The organism is Nocardiopsis sp. NPDC006938, assembly GCF_042869555.1.
Taxonomy (GTDB): Bacteria; Actinomycetota; Actinomycetes; order Streptosporangiales; family Streptosporangiaceae; genus Nocardiopsis.
This window is the reverse complement of the sequence record NZ_JBIAGA010000003.1, coordinates 91866-113785: the sequence shown is the minus strand read 5'-3', so window position 1 is coordinate 113785 and position 21920 is coordinate 91866. Positions and strand designations below refer to the sequence as shown.

The window sequence follows — 21920 nt, the reverse complement described above, 5'->3', positions numbered from 1 at the left end:
CGAGGAGAGCCGAGGAAGGAGGAAGCGTCGGACATGGCGCCGTCGGACAAGAACAACCCCGAGACCGGTGACGAGAACCAGGGTCCGGTGATCCGCAACAACCGCAAGGTCGACCCGGAGACCGGCGAGGTGCGCACGCCCGAGGGCGAGTCCGCCGAGGAGACCAGCGTCTCCGAGGAGGGGCCCGAGGTCGTCGAGGTCGACCTCGAGGACGCCATCGAGGTCCCGGACACCCCGGAGTCGGTGGTGACCGAGGCGATCAACGCGGACGAGCGGGTCATCGAGCTCACCAACGACATCAAGCGGGTGCAGGCGGAGTACGCCAACTACCGCAAGCGTGTCGAGCGCGACCGCGTGGCCGTCCGCGAGGTGGCCACCGCCCAGGTCGTCGGCGAACTCCTGCCGATCCTGGACGACATCGGCCGCGCCCGTGAGCACGACGAGCTCAACGGCGGGTTCAAGGCGGTGGGCGAGGCCCTGGAGGTCACGGCCACCAAGCTGGGCCTGGAGAAGTACGGCGAGCAGGGCGACGAGTTCGACCCGAACGTCCACGAGGCGCTCACCCTGGTCCCGGTCCCGAACATCTCCGTGCAGACGGTGATCGAGGTGTTCCAGCCCGGGTACCGGATGGGTGAGCGGGTCCTGCGCCCCGCCCGCGTGGTGGTGGGCGAGCCGATGGAGGGCGCGGGGGACGACGAGTCCGCCGAGTCCGCCCCTGAGGCCGACACCGCCGACGAGGGCGGCGAGGACAAGAAGTAGGGGTGTGAGCGCCCGTCTCGGGACACGAGCGGGACACGCCCATGGACCCGGCCGTGGCCGACGTGAGAACGTCGGTCACGGCCCCGGGTCGCCCCCGGCACCCCAGCGGTGCGGGGCCACGTGGAAACATCGGACGCAACCGGCACCAGCGGGAGAAGGCACCAGTCGATGAGCACCAAGGACTACCTGGAGAAGGACTACTACAAGGTCCTGGGAGTCTCAAAGACGGCCTCCAAGGACGAGATCAAGTCGTCCTACCGCAAGCTGGCCCGGGAGAACCACCCGGACGCGAACACCGACGACCCCCAGGCCGAGGACCGCTTCAAGGAGATCTCCGAGGCGTACAACGTCCTGTCGGACGAGAAGCGCCGCAAGGAGTACGACGACGCGCGCTCCATGTTCGGCGGGTCGTACCGGCCCGGCGGCGCCGGGCCCGGCGGGTTCGACATGAGCGACATCTTCGGGCAGAGCACCGGCGGTGGGGCCGCGGGCGGCGAGCGCCTGAGCGACCTCTTCGGCGGGCTGTTCGGCAACCGCGGGCGGGGCGGCACGGCCACCCGCAGCAGGCGCGGCGCCGACATCGAGACCGAGACCACTCTGAGCTTCCGCGAGGCCGCGGACGGGGTGACCCGTTCGTTCCAGCTGAGCAGCGAGGCGCCGTGCCCCACCTGTAAGGGCACGGGCGCGCGCGCAGGCACGGCCCCGCGGATGTGCCCCAAGTGCAGCGGCACCGGGCACGACAGCACCAACCTGGGCGGCTTCTCGCTGTCCGAGCCGTGCAGCGAGTGCAAGGGACGCGGCCTCGTGGTCGACGACCCCTGCCCCACCTGCACCGGCAGCGGGCGCGGCAAGAGCACCCGCACCATACAGACCCGTATCCCGGCCGGTGTGACCGACGGCCAGCGCATCCGGATCAAGGGCAAGGGCGCTCCGGGCGAGCACGGCGGCCCCAACGGTGACCTCTACGTCGTCGTCCACGTGAAGGGACACCCCGTGTTCGGCAGGAGCGGCGACAACGTCACCATCACGGTGCCGGTGACCTTCCCCGAGGCGGCCCTGGGCGCTGAGGTCCGGGTCCCGACCCTCAGTGGGTTCCCGGTGACCGTGAAGGTGCCGCCGGGCACCCAGAACGGGCACACGCTGCGGGTGCGCGGCAAGGGCGCCACCCGTAAGGACGGCACCGCGGGCAACATGCTGGTCACCTTCGAGGTGGACGTGCCCAGGACGCTCAGCGGCGACGCCCGCGAGGCCCTGGAGAAGTTCCGTGCGGCCACCTCCGACTACGACCCGCGCGACGGGCTCGAGGCGCGGGCGAAGGGCGCGTGAACAACGTGAACGATCCTGCCTTCGGCGCCGACGCACCGGTCTACGTGATCTCGGTGGCCGCCGAGCTGGCCGGGATGCATCCGCAGACGCTGCGGCAGTACGACCGGCTCGGGATCGTGTCTCCGGGCCGCACGTCGGGGCGAGGGCGCCGGTACTCCATGCGCGACGTGCGGACGCTGCGCGAGGTGCAGCGCCTGTCGCAGGAGGAGGGCATCAACCTCGCCGGGATCAAGCGCATCCTGGAGTTGCAGCACGAGGTGGAGCAGTTGCGTGAGCAGGCGTTCCACCTGGCCAACGAGCTGGAGGCGGCCCGCCGGGCGGTGTCCCGGCGGGGCCGTCCGGCCCGCCCCGAGGGCGGGCCGGTGCGCGGGGAGCTGGTGCGCCGCACCCGCGTGACGATCTTCAACACCGCCGAGCCCGACGCCGAGCGGCCCGACCAGGCGCGCCAGGGCGGACCGGGCGGCCAGAGCGCTCCCGGTGGTCAGGGGCCGGGCGGCCAGGGCGGCGGCCAGGGGCGTTCGACCGGCGGTCAGGGCGGCTCGGCCGCCGGGCCGGGCGGCCAGTCTTCTGGTGGCCCGGGTGGCCAGTCCGGTGGCCCGGGTGGCGGTCCGGCCGGTGGCTCGGCTGGTGGCCCGGGCGGTCGGACCGGCCGGGACGAGACCGGCCCGGGCGGCCCGGGCCAGGGCTGACGGACCGGCTGACGAACCCGGGGGTCTCCGTTCGGGGAGCGGTCCCAGACGACCCCGCATGGTCACTCTGAGTAATAGACTTTGTGGAAGGGGTAATCGGAATGAACTACAAGCTCACGCGGAAGAGCCAGGAGGCCCTGGCCGCCGCGATCCGCGAGGCCACCGCCGACGGCAGTCCGCAGACCGAGCCGCTGCACCTGCTGAACGCCCTGCTCGACCAGGCCGAGGGTGTCACCCGACCGCTCCTCAAGGAGGTTGGCGCCAGCCCCGACCAGCTCAAGGACAAGGTCGAGGCCGGCATCGGCGCCCTGCCCAAGGCCGCCGGTTCGACGGTCAGTTCACCGTCCTCCTCCCGCCAGCTCATCGTCTCCATCAACACCGCCGCGCAGCGCGCCCAGCAGATGGAGGACGAGTACGTCTCCACCGAGCACCTGCTCGTCGGGCTGGCCACCGACGGCGGCGAGGCCGCCCGGCTGCTCAACGAGGCGGGGGCCGCCCCGGACGCGCTCCTGGAGGCCTTCGAGCGGGTGCGCGGCACCGGCAGGATCACCTCGGAGAACCCCGAGGACACCTTCCAGTCGTTGGAGAAGTTCGGTGTGGACCTCACCGAACGCGCACGCGAGGGCAAGGTCGACCCGGTCATCGGGCGCGACGGCGAGATCCGCCGCGTCATCCAGGTGCTGAGTCGGCGCACCAAGAACAACCCCGTGCTCATCGGTGAGCCGGGCGTGGGCAAGACCGCCGTGGTGGAGGGGCTGGCCCAGCGCATCGTGGCGGGCGACGTGCCGCAGTCGCTGCTGGGCAAGCGGCTGATCAGCCTCGACCTGTCGGCGATGGTCGCGGGCGCCAAGTACCGGGGCGAGTTCGAGGAACGGCTCAAGGCGGTGCTCGCGGAGATCAAGGAGTCCGAGGGCCAGGTCATCACGTTCATCGACGAGCTGCACACCATGGTGGGCGCGGGCGCGGCGGAGGGCGCCATGGACGCGGGCAACATGCTCAAGCCCATGCTCGCGCGGGGCGAGCTGCGCATGGTCGGCGCCACCACCCTGGACGAGTACCGGGAGAAGATCGAGAAGGACCCGGCGCTGGAGCGCCGGTTCCAGCAGGTCATGGTGGGCGAGCCGTCGGCGACGGACACCATCGCGATCCTGCGCGGACTCAAGGGGCGTTACGAGGCCCACCACAAGGTGCAGATCTCCGACTCCGCGCTGGTGGCGGCGGCGACCCTGTCGGACCGCTACATCACCGCGCGGTTCCTACCGGACAAGGCGATCGACCTCATCGACGAGGCCGCGTCCCGGCTGCGTATGGAGATCGACTCCAGCCCGGTGGAGATCGACGAGCTGCGGCGCACGGTGGACCGGCTCAAGATGGAGGAGATGGCGCTCGACAAGGAGTCGGACCCGGCCAGCCAGCAACGGCTGGAGCGGCTGCGCTCCGACCTGGCCGACCGCCAGGAGCACCTCAACGGTCTGGTGGCCCGCTGGGAGCAGGAGAAGGCGGGGCTGAACCGGGTCGGCGACCTCAAGGGGCAGCTGGACGAGATGCGCACCCGGGCGGAGCTGGCCGAGCGCGAAGGCCGCTTCGAGGAAGCCTCCCGGCTGATGTACGGGGACATCCCGCAGCTGGAGAAGCAGGTGGAGGAGGCCTCCAAGGCGGAGGAGAAGGCCGAGGCCTCCGGCGAGGACACCATGGTCAAGGACGAGGTGGGCGCCGACGAGATCGCCGATGTCGTCTCCTCCTGGACCGGGATTCCGGTGGGGCGGCTGATGGAGGGCGAGACCTCCAAGCTGCTGCGCATGGAGGACGAGCTCGGGCAGCGGCTGATCGGCCAGCGGGACGCCGTGCAGGCGGTGTCGGACGCGGTGCGCCGGGCGCGGGCGGGGATCTCCGACCCGGACCGCCCGACGGGTTCCTTCCTGTTCCTCGGTCCGACCGGTGTGGGCAAGACGGAGCTGGCGAAGGCGCTGGCGGAGTTCCTGTTCGACGACGAACGCGCGATCGTGCGCATCGACATGAGCGAGTACTCCGAGAAGCACTCGGTGTCGCGCCTGGTAGGGGCTCCTCCCGGTTACGTGGGGTACGAGGAGGGCGGTCAACTCACCGAGGCGGTGCGGCGGCGGCCGTACACGGTGGTGCTGTTGGACGAGGTGGAGAAGGCGCACCTGGAGGTGTTCGACACCCTGCTCCAGGTGTTGGACGACGGGAGGCTCACGGACGGCCAGGGCCGCCAGGTGGACTTCCGCAACACCATCCTCATCCTCACCTCCAACCTCGGGTCTCCGTTCCTGGTCGACCCGTCGCTGGAGGAGTCGACGCGCAGGGAGCGGGTGATGGACGTCGTGCGGGCCACGTTCAAGCCGGAGTTCCTCAACCGCCTGGACGACGTGATCATGTTCGACGCGTTGTCGACGGAGGACCTGACCCGGATCGTCGACCTCCAGGTGGACAAGCTGGCCCGGCGCCTGGCCGACCGGCAGCTGACCCTGGACGTGACCCCGGCGGCCCGCGAGTGGCTGGCGCTGACGGGATACGACCCGAACTACGGCGCGCGGCCGCTGCGTCGGCTGGTGCAGTCGAGCATCGGTGACCCGCTCGCCCGGGAGTTGCTGTCCGGTGAGCTGACCGAGGGGGATGCCATCCGGGTGGATGTCAACGACTCCCGCGAACGGCTGACGGTGAACACACGCAAGGCGGACGAGGTGGCCCCGGAGGTCTGAGGGGCGCCGGTCAGAGGGGCGTACGGGGGTGGCCGTGGGCGGGGGAACGCGCCCGCGGCCGCTCCTGTGTCAGAGTGAGAGGAAGTAGAGGTAGACGATGAAGCTGAACACCGTGCCGAAGATGATGGAAAGCCAGGCGTAGCCAACGAAGCGGTCCCGGTCCGCTTCGTCGGTCTTGCCGACGGCGACCGAGGCGAAGATGATGCCGAGGACTCCGCCGATCAGGTTGCAGCAGAGGAACGTGAGGATGGCGGCGGCGAGGGCGAGTCCGGGACTGCTCCCGGGGGGCGTGTCAGCCATGGGATTCTCCGGTGCTGGGGGACCTCACTCTGTGAGATGCCCCCGGGCACGCGGTGGTTGAAGCGGATTCGTCGACCTCCGGCGGTTCCGGTGCCGCCGGTCCCGCCGCGCCGGGGCCCGCCCCGCGTGCGCGGAGAGCGGGTCGCAGGCGCGGTCGCCGGAATCGCGCGCACGGGTCCGTCCCCGCGTGCGCGGGCAGCGGGCTCCTGACTCTCGCCCGAGGGGCGCCGGGACGGAACCATCCCCACCGGTCGGGGAGTGCGACACGCGACCCCGCGTTATCCCGTCTCTTCTCGCCAATTCCGGGCGCCGCTGGGAAACCATCGGTATTCGCTGATGACCGCCCGCTCCTTGATCCGAATGTCAGATTCCCTTCCGCGGTTTCAGCAGCCTGAACTCGTTCCCCGAAGGGTCAGTGAACAGATGCCAGGGGCCGTCGATGTCATTTTTCACAGAAAGTGCGCCCGTACTTACCAACAGTCGCAGGGCGTCAGCCTCCCGCTCGTTTTCGCCGAGGCGTAGGGCCAGGCCCATGAGGTTCGGTTCAGCCGCGGGTTTGGGGCCCAGTTCGGCACAGAACTCCAGGCGGACGCCCGGCCCCTGAGGGGGACGCAGCTGCGGCGCGCTCCCCTCGGCGGCGGTCCAGCCGGTGGCGCGGGCCCAGAAGTCCCGGTCGATCCGAGGGCGCGCGGAGTCGACGGGCAGCGACCCCAGGCCGGGGCCCTCCTCCTCATAACGGTCGCCCGGCATCACACAGAACAGGTTTCCCTCGATGTCGGCCAGCACCTCCCACGGCACGTCCCCCTGCCGCACGTCGCGAGGCCGTGCGCCCAGCGAGCACAGGGTGCGAGCCCAGGAGCGGTGGTCCTTCCCGCCGTTGAGGTCGAGGTGAAGCCGTGTGATGGCCGTTTCCGGCCGAGGGGCGGCGGAGGTCGGCGCCGGGATGACGCGGAGCGGCAGCCCCGGGGTGGGGAGCAGGTAGCCGTCGGGCGCGACGCTCACGGCCGTCACCCCCAGGGCCTGCGACCAGAAGTCAGCGAGGGCGGAGGGGTCGTCCGCCTGGAGGGTGATCGAGTCCAGGAGCATGGCGTGGAGGGTAGCGCGGGAGTGTGACCCTCGGAGCGGGGCCCGTGCGTCTCCCGGCCGCGCGACGCTGACGGCGCACGCTGGCACTGTGCCGCTTCTCCCCCGCACTTGCCGTCCGATGGACGCCCATGCCCCTTGCGGCAGTGGTCGTTACCTGTTCGGCGGCGGCGCTTCCTCGCAGGCTGGAAGGGTGAACCTTTTCGAAACCGGGGCCCCGGGCACCGGGGCGCTCATCCAAAAGTGCGCCTGAATTCCACCTCGGAGACATGTCTCGATTTGACACATCTGACAACCGGGATTGCCCATGTTCGTGAGGGGAAGTTACTCTGACCGAGTTGAACTGTGATGCCGTCGACTCGTGGAGGTACGCATGTGGGACTGGGTGTAATTCCTGATTCTCGACGACGTGCGGAAACGACGCAGCGGCGCTCGTGAACGCGCAGGTCGACGAGACCGCTCCCCGCACACGTGGGGAGCCCCAACGGCCCTCAGAGCTTTCTGAGGGCCGTTCCGTTTCCCGCGCGCAAGACGGGCTCCTTCGCGACAGCCAGAACGGCGGCACCGTCGTCTGCCCCTCGCCCGAGCGGGGTGTGCGGGGCCCGGCGGGTGTGCCGGGCCCCGCTTGTGGTTGTCGGGTTAGATCGGGATGCCGATGTCGGGGGCCAGGCTCGCTCCGGGGGTTTCCATGGCGGTCTGGCCCAGGAGGAGGACGGTTCCGAGGGCGACGGCGGGCCACCCCCACCAGCGGCGCGGTGCCCGGTGGCGGCCCCGGGTGCGTGCGGTGGGCTGCGGTTCCGTCTCGGTCAGCTCGGCTCGGGCGTCGGCGGCGGCCTGTCGGGCTTCGCGGGCCTTCTGTTCGCGGGCGACCTTGACCCAGTGCGGGACGGGTCCGTGTTGGAGCATGTACACCACTCGGGGGTTGCCGTCCATCTGGCGCAGGAGGCGTTCCTGTCGGGCCTGGTGGGTCTCCTCCCAGGGCATCGCCGAACGCGTTGCCTCCGTCTGGGGTGCCTTCGGCGGAACCGGGAGGGCCCGGTGCGGGCGCCCGGCTGGTCGGGTGAAGCGGTGGCCTCGGGGAGCGGTCAGGACCGACCGCACCTGAGTGCTGATGTGCGCCGTCATCGGGTGCCCCCAGTAGCGGCCGGGAGGGTGAACTCGGCCCAGATGACCGTGCCCAGCCCCTCGCAGAAGGGGAAGTCCAGCACGGGCCGGAACCCCCACTTCGATGCCAGCTCACCGACCATGAGCAGGCCACGGCCGCGTTCGGCCTGCTCCCAGTCCTTGCGGGTGCGCCTGCGCGGAACCCTCGGGAGGGAGCCGGTGGTGTCGGTGCGGGTGCCGTCGTCGATGATCGACACCCTCACCAGCCCCGGGGCAGGAGTCTCCAGGGTGCGGACCACCCTGCCGTCCGGGTCCTGTCCGGAGCGGGAGTGCTCGCAGGCGTTGGCGAACATCTCGCTCACGCACAACACCATCTCCTCCCGCACCTCGCCCGGTACCCCGGTCATGCGGTTGAGGTCGGTGTTCAGGTCGGAGCGGACCTGGCTGGTGTGGGAGAGCTTCCCGGGATAGACCCGGCACTCCCACCGGGACTCAGCCGGGGGAGGGTTGTTCGTGTGGTTCAGGGCAGGGGTGTGCGGCACAATAGCCATGTCGGCAATCTGCTTTCTTTCAAGCGTGGTTGGTTGTCGGCCTGCTCTGGGGGTGTTGTCGCACCCGCCAGAGCCTTTTTCGTGAACGCCTTCGCCAGGCTTCAGGCTGCGTTCGGGGGTTCCGGGTCGCCGTTGTGGTCAGCGCGGTGGCGGCGGGAGAGCAGCCGGGACCCCGGTACCGGCCTGTTACCGGGAATCCGGGTGGGGGCGGGGTAGTCATGCACCGCCTGGTCGATCAACTGCATGGCCCGTTCGGCGTCGCCTTCTTCGCGGGCGATCCTGAGTGCTTCCAGCACCAGAGGCATGCGGTTGCGCAGGGTGTGGTTGTGCCACACGTCCTCCTGCGCGGGAGTCAGATACTCGGGGGCGGTGAGGGCGTCTCCGGCGCAGGAGAGCAGGTCCCTGGTGTCGATGTCCAACATCAGCACTCCACCTCGTTCTTGCCGATGTCCTCGGCGTCGTCGGTGTTCTCGGTGTCGATGTGGCTCCACGGGTTGTCGGTCAGGTCGTAGGCCAGGAAGAACCACACCTGCCGGAACTTCGGGTCGCCGTTGTCGCCCCACCGGTCCGCCAGGGTGTCGACGAGAGCCAACCCCCGACCCGTCGCGGTGCCCGCCTCGATGTCGGCGAACGTGGCGGCGGTGAAGGTGCCCTTCTCCTGCGGCAGACGGCTGCCCTGGTCACGGCAGATCAACGTCATCCCCTTAGCACCCCGATCCACGGTGAGCGTGTAGGTGCTGCCGCGCTCGCTCGACCGTGAGTGGGCGATGGCGTTGTTCGCCAACTCCGACCCGAGCAGGGTGAACAGGAACTGGAACTCCTCACACCGCTCCGCCGCACTGGTGTCCAAGAACGCCCGCACCAACGGCATCAGGCCGGGCAGCCCGGCGAAGGAGTACTGCCGCTTGCGGTACGGGGGGCCGACGGTGCGGGAGAAGTAGTGGGAGTGGAACGGCTTGATGAAACTCGCCACCGGAGCCACCACCTCACGGCGAGCCAACTCGGGCGAGAACGGCGGAGCGGGCCTCACGGGACCACCACCAAACGCCGCAACCCAGTCAGGACGGCCCGCAAGACCTCCAACGGGACCGCGTCGATCGGCCGCCGGGGCGAGGGGACCACAGGGACCCAAGAGCCGGACGGGTGGTGGCGGCTTGGGTTCGCGGCGAAGGCCCGCACACGGGCCGCCTGCCTGGGGCGAGGGCGACGTATCGCCTCGGTAGCGAGGTAGCGGGTACACGCCAGCTCGCAGAGTTTCAGGTAACGGGGCGCCATCAGCGCACACCTCCGGTACGGACAGTGCCGGGCGGGAAGCCCAGTGCGAGTGAATATGTGACCATACTGACCCTGTCAGATTGACTAGTCAATAGGACCCCGTCAGACTGACCGTAATGCCCGTTTCTGGGCGGGAGCTTTATGATCCAGATGGCACCACCCCGATCCAGCGAAGGCAGACGTGGCACAGAAAGACCGACCCAGCATTGAGCGGAGACGGTTCGCAGCCGAGCTACGGAGGATGCGCGAAGCCGTCAGCATGACCGTGGAAGAAGCTCGCCTGGCACTGGCGTGGTCGTCCGGGCGCCTCAACCACATGGAGGGTGGGCGGCACAGCATCCCCGATGTATCGGCACTCAGTGCCCTGATGGATCTCTACAAGGTGACGGACCCCGCTAGGCGCGAGGCCTTGCTGGCACTCCGCCGTGAGGCGAGAACTCGACCTTGGTGGCATGATTTCGAGGACGTACTCGACGATGGCTACGTGGGTTTCGAGGCTCAAGCACGCCGCATCTCAGCGTTCCATCCGATCGTGGTGCACGGCCTGCTCCAGACTCCGGCTTACGCAGCTGCCTCCGCACGCGCGTCCCTAGCTCGCACAGAAGCTGAGATCGAACGCATCGTTGCTGCCCGAATCGAGCGCCAGAAGCTGCTCATACGTCCTGATGCGCCGGAGTTTCGATGTGTTCTCGACGAAGCTGTTCTTCTTCGGTTGGCAGTGAACCCCGAACTCGCACGTGACCAACTGCAACACTTGGTGGACATCGCGGAAGCCATCAACACCGTGGCCCTGCAAGTACTCCCGATCGGAGCCGGGCTACACGGTTGTATGCATGGATCAACCGTCATCCTCGACTACGAGGACGAGCGTGATCCCAGTCTGGTCTACCTCGAAACGCGAGGGCGAGGCACGTACTTGGACTCTCCGGCACAGGTATCCGACTACCGTCTTGCGCTGGATGACGTCGCCTCAGACGCTCTGTCCAAGGTGGCAACGATCGAGCTCATCAAGAGCTTGATAGACGACTAGAAGAGGCACACCGTGTATTCATCCCAGGAGTTCCACAAGAGTAGCTACAGCGCCAACGAAGCCGCATGTGTTGAGGTGGCGGAGGGGCGCAGTGTATTGGTGCGAGACACCCAGAACCGCGAAGCCGGGCACCTGACTTTCGCGTCCCAGGAGTGGGCCGCGATGCTGAGCACCGCGCGCACAGAACGGTAGCCGCGTAACGGACAAGGGCCCCGACCACACTTGAGCTGTTCTCGTGGCCGGGGCCTTCTCATCGGCCAGAATCACCGTACGCAGCGGACCCACGAGTGAGAAGTGGGTTCGGCTGTCCGGTCCTGGACAGGGTCGGAACGTCCTCCTCTGAGCATGAGTCCCAGATGCGGGAAGAACTGTGTGCGTCAGCCTGTGCCCCCACCCCAGCGAAGGCCCCACCCACGCACCCCCGCACCACCGAACTCACCTTCCGTAAAAGCAGCTACAGCGGTGCCCGCACGCAGGACTGTGTCGAGGTTGCCGACATCCCCGGCGCCTCGGCTGTGCGTGACACCCAGAACTGCGACGCCGGGCACCTTGAGTTCCCGACCGCAGAGTGGACGGCGCTCCTGCGCGCTTCCACCAAGTAGCCGAGCGCGGCGAAGGCCCTCAGCCCATGCACGTGCTGTGGGCCTTCGCCATGCTTTTCCTGCAAGCGTGCGCACTGTACTTACCCGTCCTGTACAGGGGAAGCAGGCCCTGGCATCCGAGGGGCGACCGCTCATAGCCTGGTGCTCCGGCTCCTCGCCGCGTTCCGCGACCCGTTGCCGTCCCGAAGGGGACCGCACACGGACCCCGCCCGAACACTCCTCCAGATCGCCCCGCGTGTTCTGTTCCCCGCACTACGGGGATGATCCCTCGCGGCCACCGGCCCCTGGAGCCCCCAGCTCCTCCAACAGGTCCTCGACCAGGACGCGGACGCGGTCGCGGATCGGCCGCACCGCCTCCACCCCCTGCCCGGCGGGGTCCGGGAGGACCCAGTCCAGGTAGCGCCTACCCGGGTAGAACGGACAGGCGTCCCCGCACCCCATGGTGATGACCACGTCCGAGGCCCTCACCGCTTCCGTCGTCAGGACCTTCGGCACGTTGGCGGCGATGTCGACGCCGACCTCCGCCATCGCCTGGACCACGGCCGGGTTGACCGTGTCGGCCGGAGCCGAACCTGCCGATCGCACCCGCACCCGTCCGGCTCCCAGATGGCGCAGGAAGGCGGCTGCCATCTGGGAGCGTCCGGCGTTGTGCACGCACACGAACAGCACCTGCGGGATCTCAGCGTCGGACACCGCGCACCTCCTCGTGGGGGAAGAACCGTCGCGACCACAAGGCGACGTGCACCAGGGCGATCAGGACGGGCACCTCGATCAGCGGCCCCACCACCCCGGCGAGGGCCTGGCCGGAGGCGGCGCCGAAGGACGCGATGGCCACGGCGATCGCCAGTTCGAAGTTGTTGCCCGCCGCGGTGAAGGCCAGGGTGACGGCCCTCGGGTGGGTGAAGCCGAGGACCCGCCCGAGGAGCAGGGTTCCGGCCCACATGAGCACGAAGTACACCAGCAGCGGCGCCGCGATGCGGACCACGTCCCAGGGCTGGGAGGTGATCGCCTCGCCCTGGAGGGCGAACAGCGCCACGATGGTGAACAGGAGCCCGTACAGCCCCCACGGGCCCAGCTTCGGGAGCAGCCGGGTCTCGTACCAGTCGCGGCCGCGCGCCCGCTCGCCCAGGCGGCGAGTGAGGTATCCGGCAAGCAGCGGAACACCGAGGAAGACCAGGACGGAGACGGAGATGTCGACGAAGGACACCTCCAGCACGGCCCGCTCCCAGCCCAGCCACCCCGGCAGCGCCACCAGGTAGAACCAGCCCAGCGCGCCGAAGGCGACCACCTGGAACACGGAGTTGAGCGCGACCAGGACGGCGGCGGCCTCGCGGTCGCCGCAGGCGAGGTCGTTCCAGATGATGACCATCGCGATGCAGCGGGCGAGCCCGACGATGATCAGCCCGGTGCGGTACTCGGGAAGGTCGGCGAGGAACAGCCACGCCAGGGCGAACATGACCGCTGGTCCGATGATCCAGTTCACCACGAGCGAGGTGACGAGCAGGCGCCGATCGCCGGTGACGGTGCCCAGGCGGTCGTAGCGGACCTTGGCCAGCGGCGGGTACATCATCACCAGCAGGCCGAGGGCGATGGGGACCGACACCCCGGCCACGCCCATCCCGGCCAACGCCTCCCCCAGGCCGGGAACCATCCGGCCGAGGACGAGGCCGACCGCCATGGCGAGCAGAATCCACACGGTGAGGTAGCGGTCCAGGACCGGCAGGCGGGGGGCGCCCGCCTCGGTGGTCAGCCGGGCGGGAGCGCTCACGCTTCGGCCGCCGTCGTGGCGCGGCGGGTGAGGATCGCGGCCAGGCGGTCGGTGGCCTCGGGGAGGAGCCGGTAGTAGACCCAGGTCCCGCGCCGTTCGGCGGCGATGAGCCCGGCCTCGCGCAGCAGTTTGAGGTGGTGGGAGATGGTGGGCTGGGAGAGGTCGAAGGCGGGGGTCAGGTCGCACACGCACACCTCGCCGCCGTCCGGGGTGGCGATCATCGACAGCAGTCGGAGCCGTACCGGGTCGCCGAGGGCCTTGAAGACCCTGGCGAGTTCCGTGGCCTCGCCCTCGTCCAGCGAAGTGGTCAGCAGGCCGGGGCAGCAGTCCGCGACCGTGCCGGGGACCGAGGCGGGAGCATCGGCCGTGCGCTCTTGATTCGACATGCGTCTATGTTGACAAACTTCGAAACAACCCGCAACCTTGCATCGACGGATTTCGATACAAGGCCTGTGGAGGTCCCCCGTGTCCCGTGTGCAGCTCGCCCTCAACGTCGCCGACCTCGAAGCATCGGTCGCCTTCTACACGCAGCTCTTCGGCGTCAAACCCGCCAAGCGCCGCCCCGGCTACGCCAACTTCGCCGTCGCCGAACCCCCGCTCAAGCTGGTCCTCATCGAGGGAGAGCCCGGCCAGGAGACGCGCCTGGACCACCTGGGAGTGGAGGTGGAGGACTCGGCACAGGTCGACGCCGCCACCAACCGGCTCAAGGAGGCCGGACTGGCCACGTTCGAGGAGAACGACACGTCGTGCTGCTACGCGGTCCAGGACAAGGTGTGGGTGCACGGGCCCGGCCGGGAGCCCTGGGAGGTGTACGTGGTGAAGGCCGACAGTGACCAGCGCGGCCGGGCCGAGGACATCCCGACTCCCGACCAGTCCGCCCAGAGCCCGGTTCCGGGCCCGGCCCCTGCGTCGGGTTGCTGCGGCGGCTGAGTGGCACGAGGGGCTGTCACCCGCCGGTGATCACGCCGGCGGGTGAGAGGGAGAGGGGTCGACCCGTCCAACAGGAGGAGCCCCCTCTCCCGCGCTTGAGGCAGCGTGGGACGCACACGGAGCAGTTCCCTCGCAGCCCCGGCGGGCATGGCCAACAGCGCACGCGGAGCGGTAGAAAGGGTGGCGGAATCGTGTGACCCGTCCTCGCTACGAAGGGGGCACTTTCGACGAGTTCCGAGGAGAGAGCATGAGGTCGTTCCTTGGCCCGCTGATCTGTACGGTGGCGTTGACGTTGGCCGTTTCGGCGTGTTCCCCGGGCGGAACCGTCGACCTGGACAACGTGTTCGCGCAACCGGAGGGAGAGTGGCACCTCCAGAGCAACCCCCAAGAAGCGACCAGCGAGCTGTGCACCGAAACACTCGACTGCATTCAGTCCTACACCACTGACCAGGCCGATTACCTCAGGTTCGCGTCGACCGACGACGCCGAGGCCGCCGCCGCGGGCATGGCCTCCCCCACGCATCTGTCGAACTACATCGTCATCCGGTTCACCGACCCGGAACTGACCGACGAGCAGCGGACACAGATGGCCGAGCGGATCGACGGCGTCCACAACTCGGACACGTGATTCCCGGATGTGTTGTCGACGGAACCTTTCCACACCCTCCGGATGTGACACCTCTCCACCGTTCCACTGCTAGACACAGTTCACGAAGGCTGCTCCCCGCGCACAGGGGGATGAACCCCATCCCTCAACCGGTGAGGATGCCGCCGACCTGTTCTCCGCCTACGTAGGGACGGACCCTCTTGGCATCTCCCTCGCCACCCGAGCCAGCCCGCTCCCCAGACGCGAAGGGAGGACAGCTGATGAGGTCTCCGGACGCGACGGGGCCGCTCGTGGTGTTGGATGACCTGTCGGCGGTGGACATCAGTGATGTCCTGACCCGCGCACAGGAACGGTTGGGACGCTCTTTCGACGGCGAAGGCGTCCACTTCAACCGCCTCAACGGGTCCGCTGGATTTTCCACCGACGCCGGGACATGGGTCCGTCTGGCCTGGCGCCGGATCTCGCGCATGAACGCCCACGCCTGGACCGGCGGCGAGGCGGCGACACGGATTCACGGTGTGCCCCGCCCCCGGTGGATGGCCACCGCCACCTGGGTGGACCAGGAGCGAGGGGTGGTGTGGAAGGCGGAAGAGAGCACCTTGTCCACATCGCCAGCCGTCTCCGCCACGGCGGACATCACCGCTGACCCCGGGCTTTCCGAGACATGGTGGAACGCGCTGGAAGAGGCGCTGAACACCCTGTCCCGTCACTCGACCGACCGTGTCGCCTTGTCCCAGGACCACCTGACGCGCCGCGTCCACGAGGTCTACGGGCCCGGCATCGACACCCACATCGAGGACGAGGAGTGGGACTGCGCGCACGGCGACCTGGGCTATGCCAACATCACCGCTCCGGAATTCATGCTCCTGGACTGGGAAAGTTGGGGGCGGGCCCCTCGCGGATGGGACGCCGCGTGCCTGTGGTCGGCCTCCCTGAGAGTTCCAGAGGTCGCTGAGCAGATCCGTGCGCGGTTCGACGACGTTCTGTCCAGCCGTTCGGGACGACTGTGCCAGCTGCTCCTGTGCGCCAACGCCGCCCGGGCGGCCCGCAGGACGGGACGGTCACTGCCGATCGGACCGGTCATGGAGGAAACCGCGAGGACACTCCTGACCCAACTCTCCTGAACACAGGGCTCACCCCACGGTTCGTGTTCCTCCCACCCCTCCCACACAGGCGGTCCGGTATTCGTGTTCAGCCTTGGACTGTGCCGCCGGAATCCGGCAGTTCTCCCACGTCGGGCTCCGGCTGCCGCGTCCGACCAGCGCGGGGTCTCGCCGAGCTGATGGAACTCGTGACTTCCACGGCCTTCACGGTGAGGGGCAGGCTGGAGCAACCGAGCGCCCGGCGTGACCAGATTCGACAGGAGACGCGTTGATGCCCAAGGAAGCCGCGTTCTGGTATGAGCTGGACCGGTTGGTGGAAGGCCACACGGTCAGGATCGACCGGCCTCGGGGAAGCTCTCACCCGAGATTCGAGGAGTACGTGTACCCGGTCGACTACGGGTACCTGGACGAAACGCGTGGGGGCGATGGTGAAGGTGTGGACATCTGGGTGGGCTCCGGCCCCTCCGGTGTGGTGGGCGCCGTCGCCACGGTGGACCCGATGAAGAAGGACGCCGAAATCAAGATCCTCCACGGTTGCACGACTGACGAGGTGACCCGGATCGAGGAGTTCTACGTACCGCAGCCGCAGGCCGCCGTCATCATCCGTCGTGGGCCCGAAGGCTGACGGAGGTTGCCGGACGTCCTCCCACACCAACCGGGCTCAGAACTGTGGGGGGGGTCGCCCACGTCCCCTCCGACGTCACCGTCAGAACAGGCGGATCTGGTCCGCGTCCAGGTCGTGCCGACTCGGGGACGGGGTCCGGCTCTCTATCCGTAGACCTGCCGAGCGCTCAGGAGACGGAGCCAACGGGAACCCGGCCAGAAGGCGGGTGTCCACGAACAGCGGGCGGTCCGTATGGGCCTGGGCACCGATCAGCACCCGACCCACCACAGCCTCAAGGCGCAGCACCAGACCGGCCGGAGTCCGAAGACCGGTCAGGGCGTCGTAGTCGGCGGGGAGCGGCCCCACCAGACCGAACTCCTGCGCGATGAGGTGGACGGTGTCACTGGTCGGTTCGAGCAGATCCAGCAGACCGGCGGCGGTAATGGCGGCCCGGGCCCGCTCCAGCGCGATGTGACCACCAGCGAAGGCCTCGGGATCGCTCAACGCGGCGAGCTTGCGGACGAGGCGCAGGCGTTCGACCGCGTGGTCGGTGGCGGCGATGGCGCGCTCGGCCGCGCGCACTGCGGGCAGCGGTCCACGGCCCAGCTCCGTGTAGGCCAGGGCGCCCTGTTCCAGGAGACGGCTCCGTCCGCGTTCGGCGGCGGTCAGCCCCACCTTGACCAGACCGGGGCCGAACCAGGCCAGGTAGAGCAGGTAGGTGCGGTCATCGGTGTAGGCGTCACGAGCCAGCAGACGACCCCGGTCGTTGGCGGCGCACTCGGCGCACTGGGCATCGGTCCCCCGCGCGGGCACGGGCGCCGTGCACCAGCGGCGACACCCGCGTTCACCGTCCCAGCGGCCCACGCACGCACGCGGATCGGCGAGGCCCAGACGCACCGTCGTACCCGGCCCGAGTTCAAGGGATCGATCAGCCTGGTCGGGTCGGGAGGCCACCCACCGAGGACGCCCCTGGCGCCAGAACAGCCCGGTGATACGCCATACCGGCAGGCTGGCGCCCGCGTTCATCGTGCTCAGTGTGTCCTCCCAGACCAGCGGGCAGGCGATACGGCCTACGGCCAGGGTCTCACCCCGCCTGCCAGCGGGGGATGCGGGCACAGACGCACAGAACGCCCGCCCCTGTGGGAGAAGACAGGGTGGTGCTCAACGGGCTTGGTGCCCCCAGAGCAACCGGACTCCCCGCCCGGGCGCGGGGTCGGCCCGGTACCCGAGGTGGACCTCGCCCGGCTGGAACACCCCGCTTCTCCGAGGACGGTTGCCGGAAGAACAGCCGGACCACCGCCGGAGTGCGACGGGACCGGCCGTCGCCGGGGCGCTCACAACCCCAGGGCTCGGGCCTCGACCTCGGGGTCCAGGCCGACTCTCGGGCGGTCGGGACGCTGTTCCACCTCCCCGCCGAGGGAGCTCATCCACGCCCACGTGTCGGCCACCGTCTCCGCGACCGGCCTGCACCTCAAACCGGTGGCCAGTGCGCGGTCGACGTTCCCCTGGTGCAGGGTCTCGTGCAGCTCACCCGGCGGCAGCCACACCGGCAGCTCCCGCCACGGCGTGATCCCGGCCTCCGCGACGGCCTCCGGGGAGAACCAGCGGAACTCGGCGTCGGAACCCGTCACCTCCCGGCATGCGGTGAGGAACTCCTCCATCGTCGTGTGCCCGATCGGGCTCACCATGTTGTAAGGCCCGCCCAACCCCTTCTCCGCCGCGTCCAGGGTCCACGCCGCCAGGTCACGGGCGTCCACGTACTGGAGCGGGAGGTCACGCGGCCCCGGCGCCAGGACGGGCCCTCCCCGGGCGATCCGGCCCAACCACCAGGGCAGCCGACCGATGTTCTCGTACGGCCCCAGGATGAGCCCGGCCCGCACGAGCAGCGCCCGGTCGCCGAACACCTCCTCCGCCGCCAGCTCCCCACCGCGCTTGGCACGCTCGTAGTCGGTGCCGTCGTCGTCCACCGACGCCTCCACCACCGGCGCGCTCTCGTCGGCGTGCGCCGCGCTGGGCACACCGTGAACGGAACGGCTGGAGACGTAGGAGTAGTGGCCGACCCTCTCCAACAGCAGACGCGCGGCCTCCAACACCGCCCCCGGAGCCGCCGACCACGTGTCCACCACGTAGTCCCACTCCCCCTCGGCCAGCGCAGCGAGACCGCCCGGCTCGGTGCGGTCGCCGTGCAGCACCCTGACCCCGGCCGGAGCCTCGTGCCGACCACGGTGGAACACCGTGACCTCCCAGCCACGGGCGAGCGCGTCCTCCACGACCGCCCGCCCCACGAACTCCGTACCGCCCAGAACCAGAAGAGTCGTCATGGGTCCAGTGTCTCCGGGGGTGCCGGTTGGCGCCAGGGTCCGTTGCTGAGAGCAGAACACGCGGTCGCCCCGCCCGCATCACCGACCCCGCTGACCTCATGGGCACTACCAACCTCGCGACCCCGTCCCGTTCGGTCGCTGGGAGAGTGAAGGCTGCGAGATCCTCGTCCACCGGCCCCGCAACTCACGGTCGCCGGGCCGGTGGTGGGCGGGGGCCAGGGCGGGCCGGGCTTGAAGATGGCGTGGGTACCGACCCGCCGCCAGATCACATGCGGGGTGCCGGGAAAACGCTCGTCCCCGTACTCCCACGTGGCTCGCCCGTCAGGAGCCCAGGTCATCTCGTAGACCCCCGGAGCCCCTTGGACGCCCTTCACCCGTAGGCCGGGACGGAACTCCCCCTTCTGTACGTCGGGCGACCACGCGCCGATAGCGCGCGGCCTGTTCCTGGTCAGCTTCTTGAAGTCCGCTTTGACATGGGAGTGGTAGCGAACGCGGCCAACTGCTGCTCACTGCTCCTGTTCAAGAGCGTCGAACATCGACTCCGCGTCCTCGAACTCCTCGGTCTGGCCAGCGGCGATCCGCTCGCTGGCCTCCCGCTCGCCCCGCTGCCACTGCCGATCCCAGAACCAGGCCTGATCGGCGGGGACCACGGTCATGCCGCGCAGCACGACCTGACCGTCCTCACCGATCTCGAACTCGACCTCGTCGCCTTCGCGGATGTGCAGCGCCTCGGTGACCTCCCGAGGCAGAGTGAGCTGGTTCCTACGACGCATCACCGCGCGCCGAAGTCTCGTCTTCGTGTCACTCATGTGCGGCCTTTCGGTGGTGGTGCTCCGAGCTTCCCTCTCGCGGAACCAGTTCAGGGATGCTCCGGGCCGATCGCCATCGGCACGGCGACGGCGCGATTGAACTCCACGAAGGCCCATCGATGCGCCAGACCGCCTCCACCTCGTGTTCGACACCGGTGTGACCCATGCGGCCATCTCAGCACCACCGGCCACACCGGCGCAACGGAGATCACCCCGCTCCACACGCCTCGGGAGGCGCTCAGGCGTCGTCGCCGGGCTGGTTCGCGCGCCGCTCGCGCTCGCGCTCCTTGACCTCCTCGGGCATGTCCTCCAGGTCCTCCAATTCGGCGATGCGGCGCAGCTGGAGCTTGAGCTCGGTCGGGTCGCCCTTGGGCGGGTGCGGGCACCGCTTGGCCCACTCCAGCGCCTCGGCGTGCGAGGACACCTGGAGGACCCAGTACCCCGCGATGAACTCCTTCGCCTCGGTGAAGGGCCCGTCCACCACGGTGGCCTCACCGTCGCGGAAGACGACCTCGGCCCCGGCCGAGGTGGGGGCCAGGCCCTCACCGCTCAGCAGGACACCGGCCCGCACCAGTTCCTCGTTGTACCTGCCCATCTCCTCGTAGACCTCGGGGCCGACCTCGTAGTCGGCGGCCTCGGACTCGGGGGTGCTCATGATCGACATCAGGTAGCGCATGGTGTGCTCCGCTCTTCGGGTGTGGAGCGGGCCCGTTCCCCGCTCTCACCACCACGTCGACGGGGCGGGCCGGGATCGACACCCCTCCGGGTTCTTCCCCCTACCCCTTCTCCTGCCCGACTCCCCGACCCTGTTCACCCAGGTCAGCCATACTTTCCCGGCCCTTGGCTCCGGTGTCCGGAACCGAGCCCGGGGCGGAGTCGGTGGAGCCGGTCTCGGGACCGGAAGCCTCCGAGCCGGTGCCCCCGGCGGCCCCATCGGCCGCGGCCATCTGCTCGGCCTCCTTCTCGTCCGCCTGGCCGGTGATCCGGCGCAGCGCGGACACGGACAGCAGCAGGGCGGCGAACACCGCCACGCCCGCGGCCACCGGTACGTAGAACAGCTCGACCCTGCCGAGCGCACCGCCCAGCAACGCTCCGATCGGGGAGAAGCCCGCACCGGACACCTGGACGCACGACATCACCCGCCCCATCTGGGCACCGGGGACGATCAACTGGATCGCGCTGAGCATCACGATGTTGGAGGAGGTCAGACAGAACCCGAGCACCGTCCAGGCCGCGGCGGCCACGTACGCGTTGGGCGCGAGCCCGAACACGACACAGCACACGGACGCCAGGGTGAAGAGCACCAGCTCCGTGCGGAACCGGCCCAGACGGCCCACGATCCGGCTCACCGACGCGGCACCCAGGAGAGCGCCCACCGCCGACGCGCCCAGGAAGACGCCGTAGAGGGCGGCGGGCACCCCGAAGTGGTCGCGGACCAGGAGCACCATGACGGCGGACTGGGCGACGAAGGCCATGTTCATCACCACGTTGAACGCCAGTACCGGCCCCAGGGAGCTACCACGGAAGACGAAGGCCAACCCCTCACCGATGTCACCGAAGACCGAGCGCACCACACCCCGGCCCTCGCCGTCCTCCCTCTCGGACGCGCCCTCGGGGCGGGGCGGGCGGCGCACCGCCAGCGGAAGGCCGAGCAGCACCAGGGCTCCGAGCAGGTAGGCGCCCGCGTTGACCGCCAGCGGCAGGAACGCCGCCACCGCGAACAGGAACCCCGCGAGCGGACCGCCCGCGAACTGCTGGGTGACGGTCTGACCGCCGACCAGTCGGCCGTTGGCCCGGTCCAGCTGACCCGCCGGAGCGATGTCCGGCAGCATCGCGTGCCCCGCCAGGTCGTAGAAGACCTCGCAGACCATCACCGTGAACATGACGGCGTAGAGCACCCAGATCGAGGCGTGGCCGGTGGCGATCGACACGGCGAGGGCCACGAGTGCGCCGCCCCGGCCGAGGTTGGTCAGGACCATCAGGCGCACCCGGTCGACCCGGTCCACCACCACACCGGCGAACAGCCCGACCAGCAGCCAGGGCAGGTATCGCACGGCCGTCAGACCGGCCACCAGCAGGGGATCGTTGGTGAGCAGCGCCGCCACCAGCGGTAGCGCGACGAACATCATGCCGTCGCCGAGGTTGCTGGAGAGGCTGCCCGTCCAGAAGCGGTTGAAGTCCCGCCCCAGGGGCGGCCGGGCCTGCTTCCCGGGGGTGGGGGTGCCGGGGGGTGCGCTGCTCACGGGGGACGTCCCTTCGGGGGTGCTGGGAGCCGTTGCGGCCAGCCCCCAGACTTCCCGGCCCCGGTCAACTCCGGGTCACGGCGGCGTCTCCGGTCA

24 protein-coding genes and 1 pseudogene are annotated in these 21920 nt (G+C 69.5%); 11 read left to right on the top strand and 14 right to left on the bottom strand.

All coding sequences use genetic code 11. The annotated features are described in order from the left end of the window. Positions 1 to 33: 33 nt before the first annotated feature. The 4 genes and pseudogenes from grpE to clpB all read left to right on the top strand — a co-directional run bounded on the left by grpE (position 34) and on the right by clpB (position 5494). The gene (gene grpE, locus ACFYL4_RS05955; protein ID WP_357769827.1) at positions 34 to 759 is read left to right on the top strand and encodes a nucleotide exchange factor GrpE; all 726 of its coding nucleotides are present in this window, start codon (positions 34 to 36) and stop codon (positions 757 to 759) included. A gap of 168 nt (positions 760 to 927) precedes the next feature. Beyond that, positions 928 to 2085 carry a molecular chaperone DnaJ gene (gene dnaJ / locus ACFYL4_RS05950; RefSeq protein ID WP_357769825.1) on the top strand — a complete coding sequence of 386 codons (1158 nt, stop codon included), beginning with the start codon at positions 928 to 930 and terminating at the stop codon, positions 2083 to 2085. After that, positions 2082 to 2588, top strand: a pseudogene (locus ACFYL4_RS05945) (heat shock protein transcriptional repressor HspR); the annotation flags it as partial. The gene dnaJ and the pseudogene ACFYL4_RS05945, both read left to right, overlap by 4 nt. Positions 2589 to 2875: 287 nt before the next feature. Continuing rightward, positions 2876 to 5494 carry an ATP-dependent chaperone ClpB gene (clpB, locus tag ACFYL4_RS05940; RefSeq protein WP_387516776.1) on the top strand — a complete coding sequence of 873 codons (2619 nt, stop codon included), beginning with the start codon at positions 2876 to 2878 and terminating at the stop codon, positions 5492 to 5494. A 69-nt stretch (positions 5495 to 5563) separates the two neighbouring features. Here the strand turns inward: clpB and ACFYL4_RS05935 are convergent, their stop codons facing one another. The 6 genes from ACFYL4_RS05935 to ACFYL4_RS05910 form a co-directional block, all read right to left on the bottom strand. Continuing rightward, positions 5564 to 5794: a hypothetical protein gene (locus ACFYL4_RS05935; protein WP_357769822.1), complete on the bottom strand. Its 231-nt coding sequence runs from the start codon at positions 5792 to 5794 to the stop codon at positions 5564 to 5566. Between the two features lie 363 nt (positions 5795 to 6157). Beyond that, positions 6158 to 6880 carry a VOC family protein gene (locus ACFYL4_RS05930; RefSeq protein ID WP_357769821.1) on the bottom strand — a complete coding sequence of 241 codons (723 nt, stop codon included), beginning with the start codon at positions 6878 to 6880 and terminating at the stop codon, positions 6158 to 6160. A 636-nt stretch (positions 6881 to 7516) separates the two neighbouring features. Continuing rightward, complete coding sequence (locus ACFYL4_RS05925; RefSeq protein ID WP_387516774.1) at positions 7517 to 7861, bottom strand: hypothetical protein; 345 nt, start codon at positions 7859 to 7861, stop codon at positions 7517 to 7519. A gap of 137 nt (positions 7862 to 7998) precedes the next feature. Further along, positions 7999 to 8532, bottom strand: coding sequence for an ATP-binding protein (locus ACFYL4_RS05920; protein ID WP_387516772.1), 534 nt, complete (start codon positions 8530 to 8532; stop codon positions 7999 to 8001). Positions 8533 to 8633: 101 nt separating this feature from the next. Then, a complete protein-coding gene (locus tag ACFYL4_RS05915) occupies positions 8634 to 8954 on the bottom strand; it encodes a hypothetical protein (RefSeq protein ID WP_387516770.1) in 321 nt (106 codons plus the stop codon). After that, positions 8954 to 9505, bottom strand: coding sequence for an ATP-binding protein (locus ACFYL4_RS05910; RefSeq protein ID WP_387516768.1), 552 nt, complete (start codon positions 9503 to 9505; stop codon positions 8954 to 8956). Before ACFYL4_RS05910 ends, ACFYL4_RS05915 begins: the two co-directional genes overlap by 1 nt. A 507-nt stretch (positions 9506 to 10012) precedes the next feature. On the opposite strand from ACFYL4_RS05910, the gene ACFYL4_RS05905 reads away from it, so the two are divergent. The 3 genes from ACFYL4_RS05905 (at position 10013) to ACFYL4_RS05895 (ending at position 11439) form a co-directional block, all read left to right on the top strand. After that, entirely contained in the window at positions 10013 to 10837 is an 825-nt protein-coding gene (locus tag ACFYL4_RS05905; protein ID WP_387517174.1) for a helix-turn-helix domain-containing protein, read from the top strand. A gap of 12 nt (positions 10838 to 10849) precedes the next feature. Beyond that, entirely contained in the window at positions 10850 to 11029 is a 180-nt protein-coding gene (locus ACFYL4_RS05900; RefSeq protein WP_357762518.1) for a DUF397 domain-containing protein, read from the top strand. Between the two features lie 176 nt (positions 11030 to 11205). Further along, the gene (locus tag ACFYL4_RS05895) at positions 11206 to 11439 is read left to right on the top strand and encodes a DUF397 domain-containing protein (RefSeq protein ID WP_387517172.1); all 234 of its coding nucleotides are present in this window, start codon (positions 11206 to 11208) and stop codon (positions 11437 to 11439) included. Positions 11440 to 11691: 252 nt separating this feature from the next. On the opposite strand, the gene ACFYL4_RS05890 is transcribed toward ACFYL4_RS05895, so the two are convergent. Genes ACFYL4_RS05890 through ACFYL4_RS05880 form a run of 3 tightly spaced genes read right to left on the bottom strand, consistent with a single transcriptional unit; the run spans position 11692 to position 13593 of the window. Beyond that, on the bottom strand, positions 11692 to 12132 hold the full coding sequence (locus ACFYL4_RS05890; RefSeq protein WP_387516765.1) for an arsenate reductase ArsC: 441 nt from the start codon (positions 12130 to 12132) through the stop codon (positions 11692 to 11694). Beyond that, a complete protein-coding gene (gene arsB / locus ACFYL4_RS05885; protein WP_387516763.1) occupies positions 12119 to 13207 on the bottom strand; it encodes an ACR3 family arsenite efflux transporter in 1089 nt (362 codons plus the stop codon). The genes ACFYL4_RS05890 and arsB overlap by 14 nt, the downstream gene beginning before the upstream one ends. Continuing rightward, positions 13204 to 13593, bottom strand: coding sequence for an ArsR/SmtB family transcription factor (locus ACFYL4_RS05880; RefSeq protein WP_387516761.1), 390 nt, complete (start codon positions 13591 to 13593; stop codon positions 13204 to 13206). The genes arsB and ACFYL4_RS05880 overlap by 4 nt, the downstream gene beginning before the upstream one ends. A 79-nt stretch (positions 13594 to 13672) precedes the next feature. On the opposite strand from ACFYL4_RS05880, the gene ACFYL4_RS05875 reads away from it, so the two are divergent. From ACFYL4_RS05875 to ACFYL4_RS05860, 4 genes are all read left to right on the top strand, one after another. After that, positions 13673 to 14137, top strand: coding sequence for an ArsI/CadI family heavy metal resistance metalloenzyme (locus tag ACFYL4_RS05875; RefSeq protein ID WP_387516759.1), 465 nt, complete (start codon positions 13673 to 13675; stop codon positions 14135 to 14137). Between the two features lie 247 nt (positions 14138 to 14384). Beyond that, on the top strand, positions 14385 to 14765 hold the full coding sequence (locus tag ACFYL4_RS05870) for a hypothetical protein (RefSeq protein WP_387516757.1): 381 nt from the start codon (positions 14385 to 14387) through the stop codon (positions 14763 to 14765). A gap of 239 nt (positions 14766 to 15004) precedes the next feature. Further along, positions 15005 to 15868, top strand: a complete 864-nt coding sequence (locus tag ACFYL4_RS05865; RefSeq protein WP_387516755.1) for an aminoglycoside phosphotransferase — start codon at positions 15005 to 15007, stop codon at positions 15866 to 15868. A 250-nt stretch (positions 15869 to 16118) separates the two neighbouring features. Beyond that, a complete protein-coding gene (locus ACFYL4_RS05860) occupies positions 16119 to 16472 on the top strand; it encodes an Inorganic pyrophosphatase (RefSeq protein ID WP_387516753.1) in 354 nt (117 codons plus the stop codon). Between the two features lie 81 nt (positions 16473 to 16553). Here ACFYL4_RS05860 and ACFYL4_RS05855 read toward each other — a convergent pair whose 3' ends face one another. The 5 genes from ACFYL4_RS05855 to ACFYL4_RS05835 all read right to left on the bottom strand — a co-directional run bounded on the left by ACFYL4_RS05855 (position 16554) and on the right by ACFYL4_RS05835 (position 21770). Then, positions 16554 to 17567 carry a DUF2797 domain-containing protein gene (locus ACFYL4_RS05855; protein ID WP_387516751.1) on the bottom strand — a complete coding sequence of 338 codons (1014 nt, stop codon included), beginning with the start codon at positions 17565 to 17567 and terminating at the stop codon, positions 16554 to 16556. Between the two features lie 218 nt (positions 17568 to 17785). After that, positions 17786 to 18772: an NAD-dependent epimerase/dehydratase family protein gene (locus tag ACFYL4_RS05850; protein WP_387516749.1), complete on the bottom strand. Its 987-nt coding sequence runs from the start codon at positions 18770 to 18772 to the stop codon at positions 17786 to 17788. Positions 18773 to 19278: 506 nt separating this feature from the next. Beyond that, positions 19279 to 19545, bottom strand: coding sequence for an AbrB/MazE/SpoVT family DNA-binding domain-containing protein (locus tag ACFYL4_RS05845; RefSeq protein WP_387517170.1), 267 nt, complete (start codon positions 19543 to 19545; stop codon positions 19279 to 19281). Positions 19546 to 19819: 274 nt separating this feature from the next. Next, entirely contained in the window at positions 19820 to 20257 is a 438-nt protein-coding gene (locus ACFYL4_RS05840) for a YciI family protein (RefSeq protein ID WP_387516747.1), read from the bottom strand. 100 nt (positions 20258 to 20357) lie between these two features. Continuing rightward, positions 20358 to 21770 carry an MFS transporter gene (locus ACFYL4_RS05835; RefSeq protein WP_387517168.1) on the bottom strand — a complete coding sequence of 471 codons (1413 nt, stop codon included), beginning with the start codon at positions 21768 to 21770 and terminating at the stop codon, positions 20358 to 20360. Positions 21771 to 21920 lie beyond the last annotated feature (150 nt).

Excerpts from the sequence above, each read along its gene's own strand:
- grpE (WP_357769827.1), top strand. The coding sequence starts at position 34 with ATGGCGCCGTCGGACAAGAACAACCCCGAGACCGGTGACGAGAACCAG.
- dnaJ (WP_357769825.1), top strand. The coding sequence starts at position 928 with ATGAGCACCAAGGACTACCTGGAGAAGGACTACTACAAGGTCCTGGGA.
- clpB (WP_387516776.1), top strand. The coding sequence starts at position 2,876 with ATGAACTACAAGCTCACGCGGAAGAGCCAGGAGGCCCTGGCCGCCGCG.
- ACFYL4_RS05935 (WP_357769822.1), bottom strand. The coding sequence starts at position 5,794 with ATGGCTGACACGCCCCCCGGGAGCAGTCCCGGACTCGCCCTCGCCGCC.
- ACFYL4_RS05930 (WP_357769821.1), bottom strand. The coding sequence starts at position 6,880 with ATGCTCCTGGACTCGATCACCCTCCAGGCGGACGACCCCTCCGCCCTC.
- ACFYL4_RS05925 (WP_387516774.1), bottom strand. The coding sequence starts at position 7,861 with ATGCCCTGGGAGGAGACCCACCAGGCCCGACAGGAACGCCTCCTGCGC.
- ACFYL4_RS05920 (WP_387516772.1), bottom strand. The coding sequence starts at position 8,532 with ATGGCTATTGTGCCGCACACCCCTGCCCTGAACCACACGAACAACCCT.
- ACFYL4_RS05915 (WP_387516770.1), bottom strand. The coding sequence starts at position 8,954 with ATGTTGGACATCGACACCAGGGACCTGCTCTCCTGCGCCGGAGACGCC.
- ACFYL4_RS05880 (WP_387516761.1), bottom strand. The coding sequence starts at position 13,593 with ATGTCGAATCAAGAGCGCACGGCCGATGCTCCCGCCTCGGTCCCCGGC.
- ACFYL4_RS05870 (WP_387516757.1), top strand. The coding sequence starts at position 14,385 with ATGAGGTCGTTCCTTGGCCCGCTGATCTGTACGGTGGCGTTGACGTTG.
- ACFYL4_RS05865 (WP_387516755.1), top strand. The coding sequence starts at position 15,005 with ATGAGGTCTCCGGACGCGACGGGGCCGCTCGTGGTGTTGGATGACCTG.
- ACFYL4_RS05860 (WP_387516753.1), top strand. The coding sequence starts at position 16,119 with ATGCCCAAGGAAGCCGCGTTCTGGTATGAGCTGGACCGGTTGGTGGAA.
- ACFYL4_RS05850 (WP_387516749.1), bottom strand. The coding sequence starts at position 18,772 with ATGACGACTCTTCTGGTTCTGGGCGGTACGGAGTTCGTGGGGCGGGCG.
- ACFYL4_RS05845 (WP_387517170.1), bottom strand. The coding sequence starts at position 19,545 with ATGCGTCGTAGGAACCAGCTCACTCTGCCTCGGGAGGTCACCGAGGCG.
- ACFYL4_RS05840 (WP_387516747.1), bottom strand. The coding sequence starts at position 20,257 with ATGCGCTACCTGATGTCGATCATGAGCACCCCCGAGTCCGAGGCCGCC.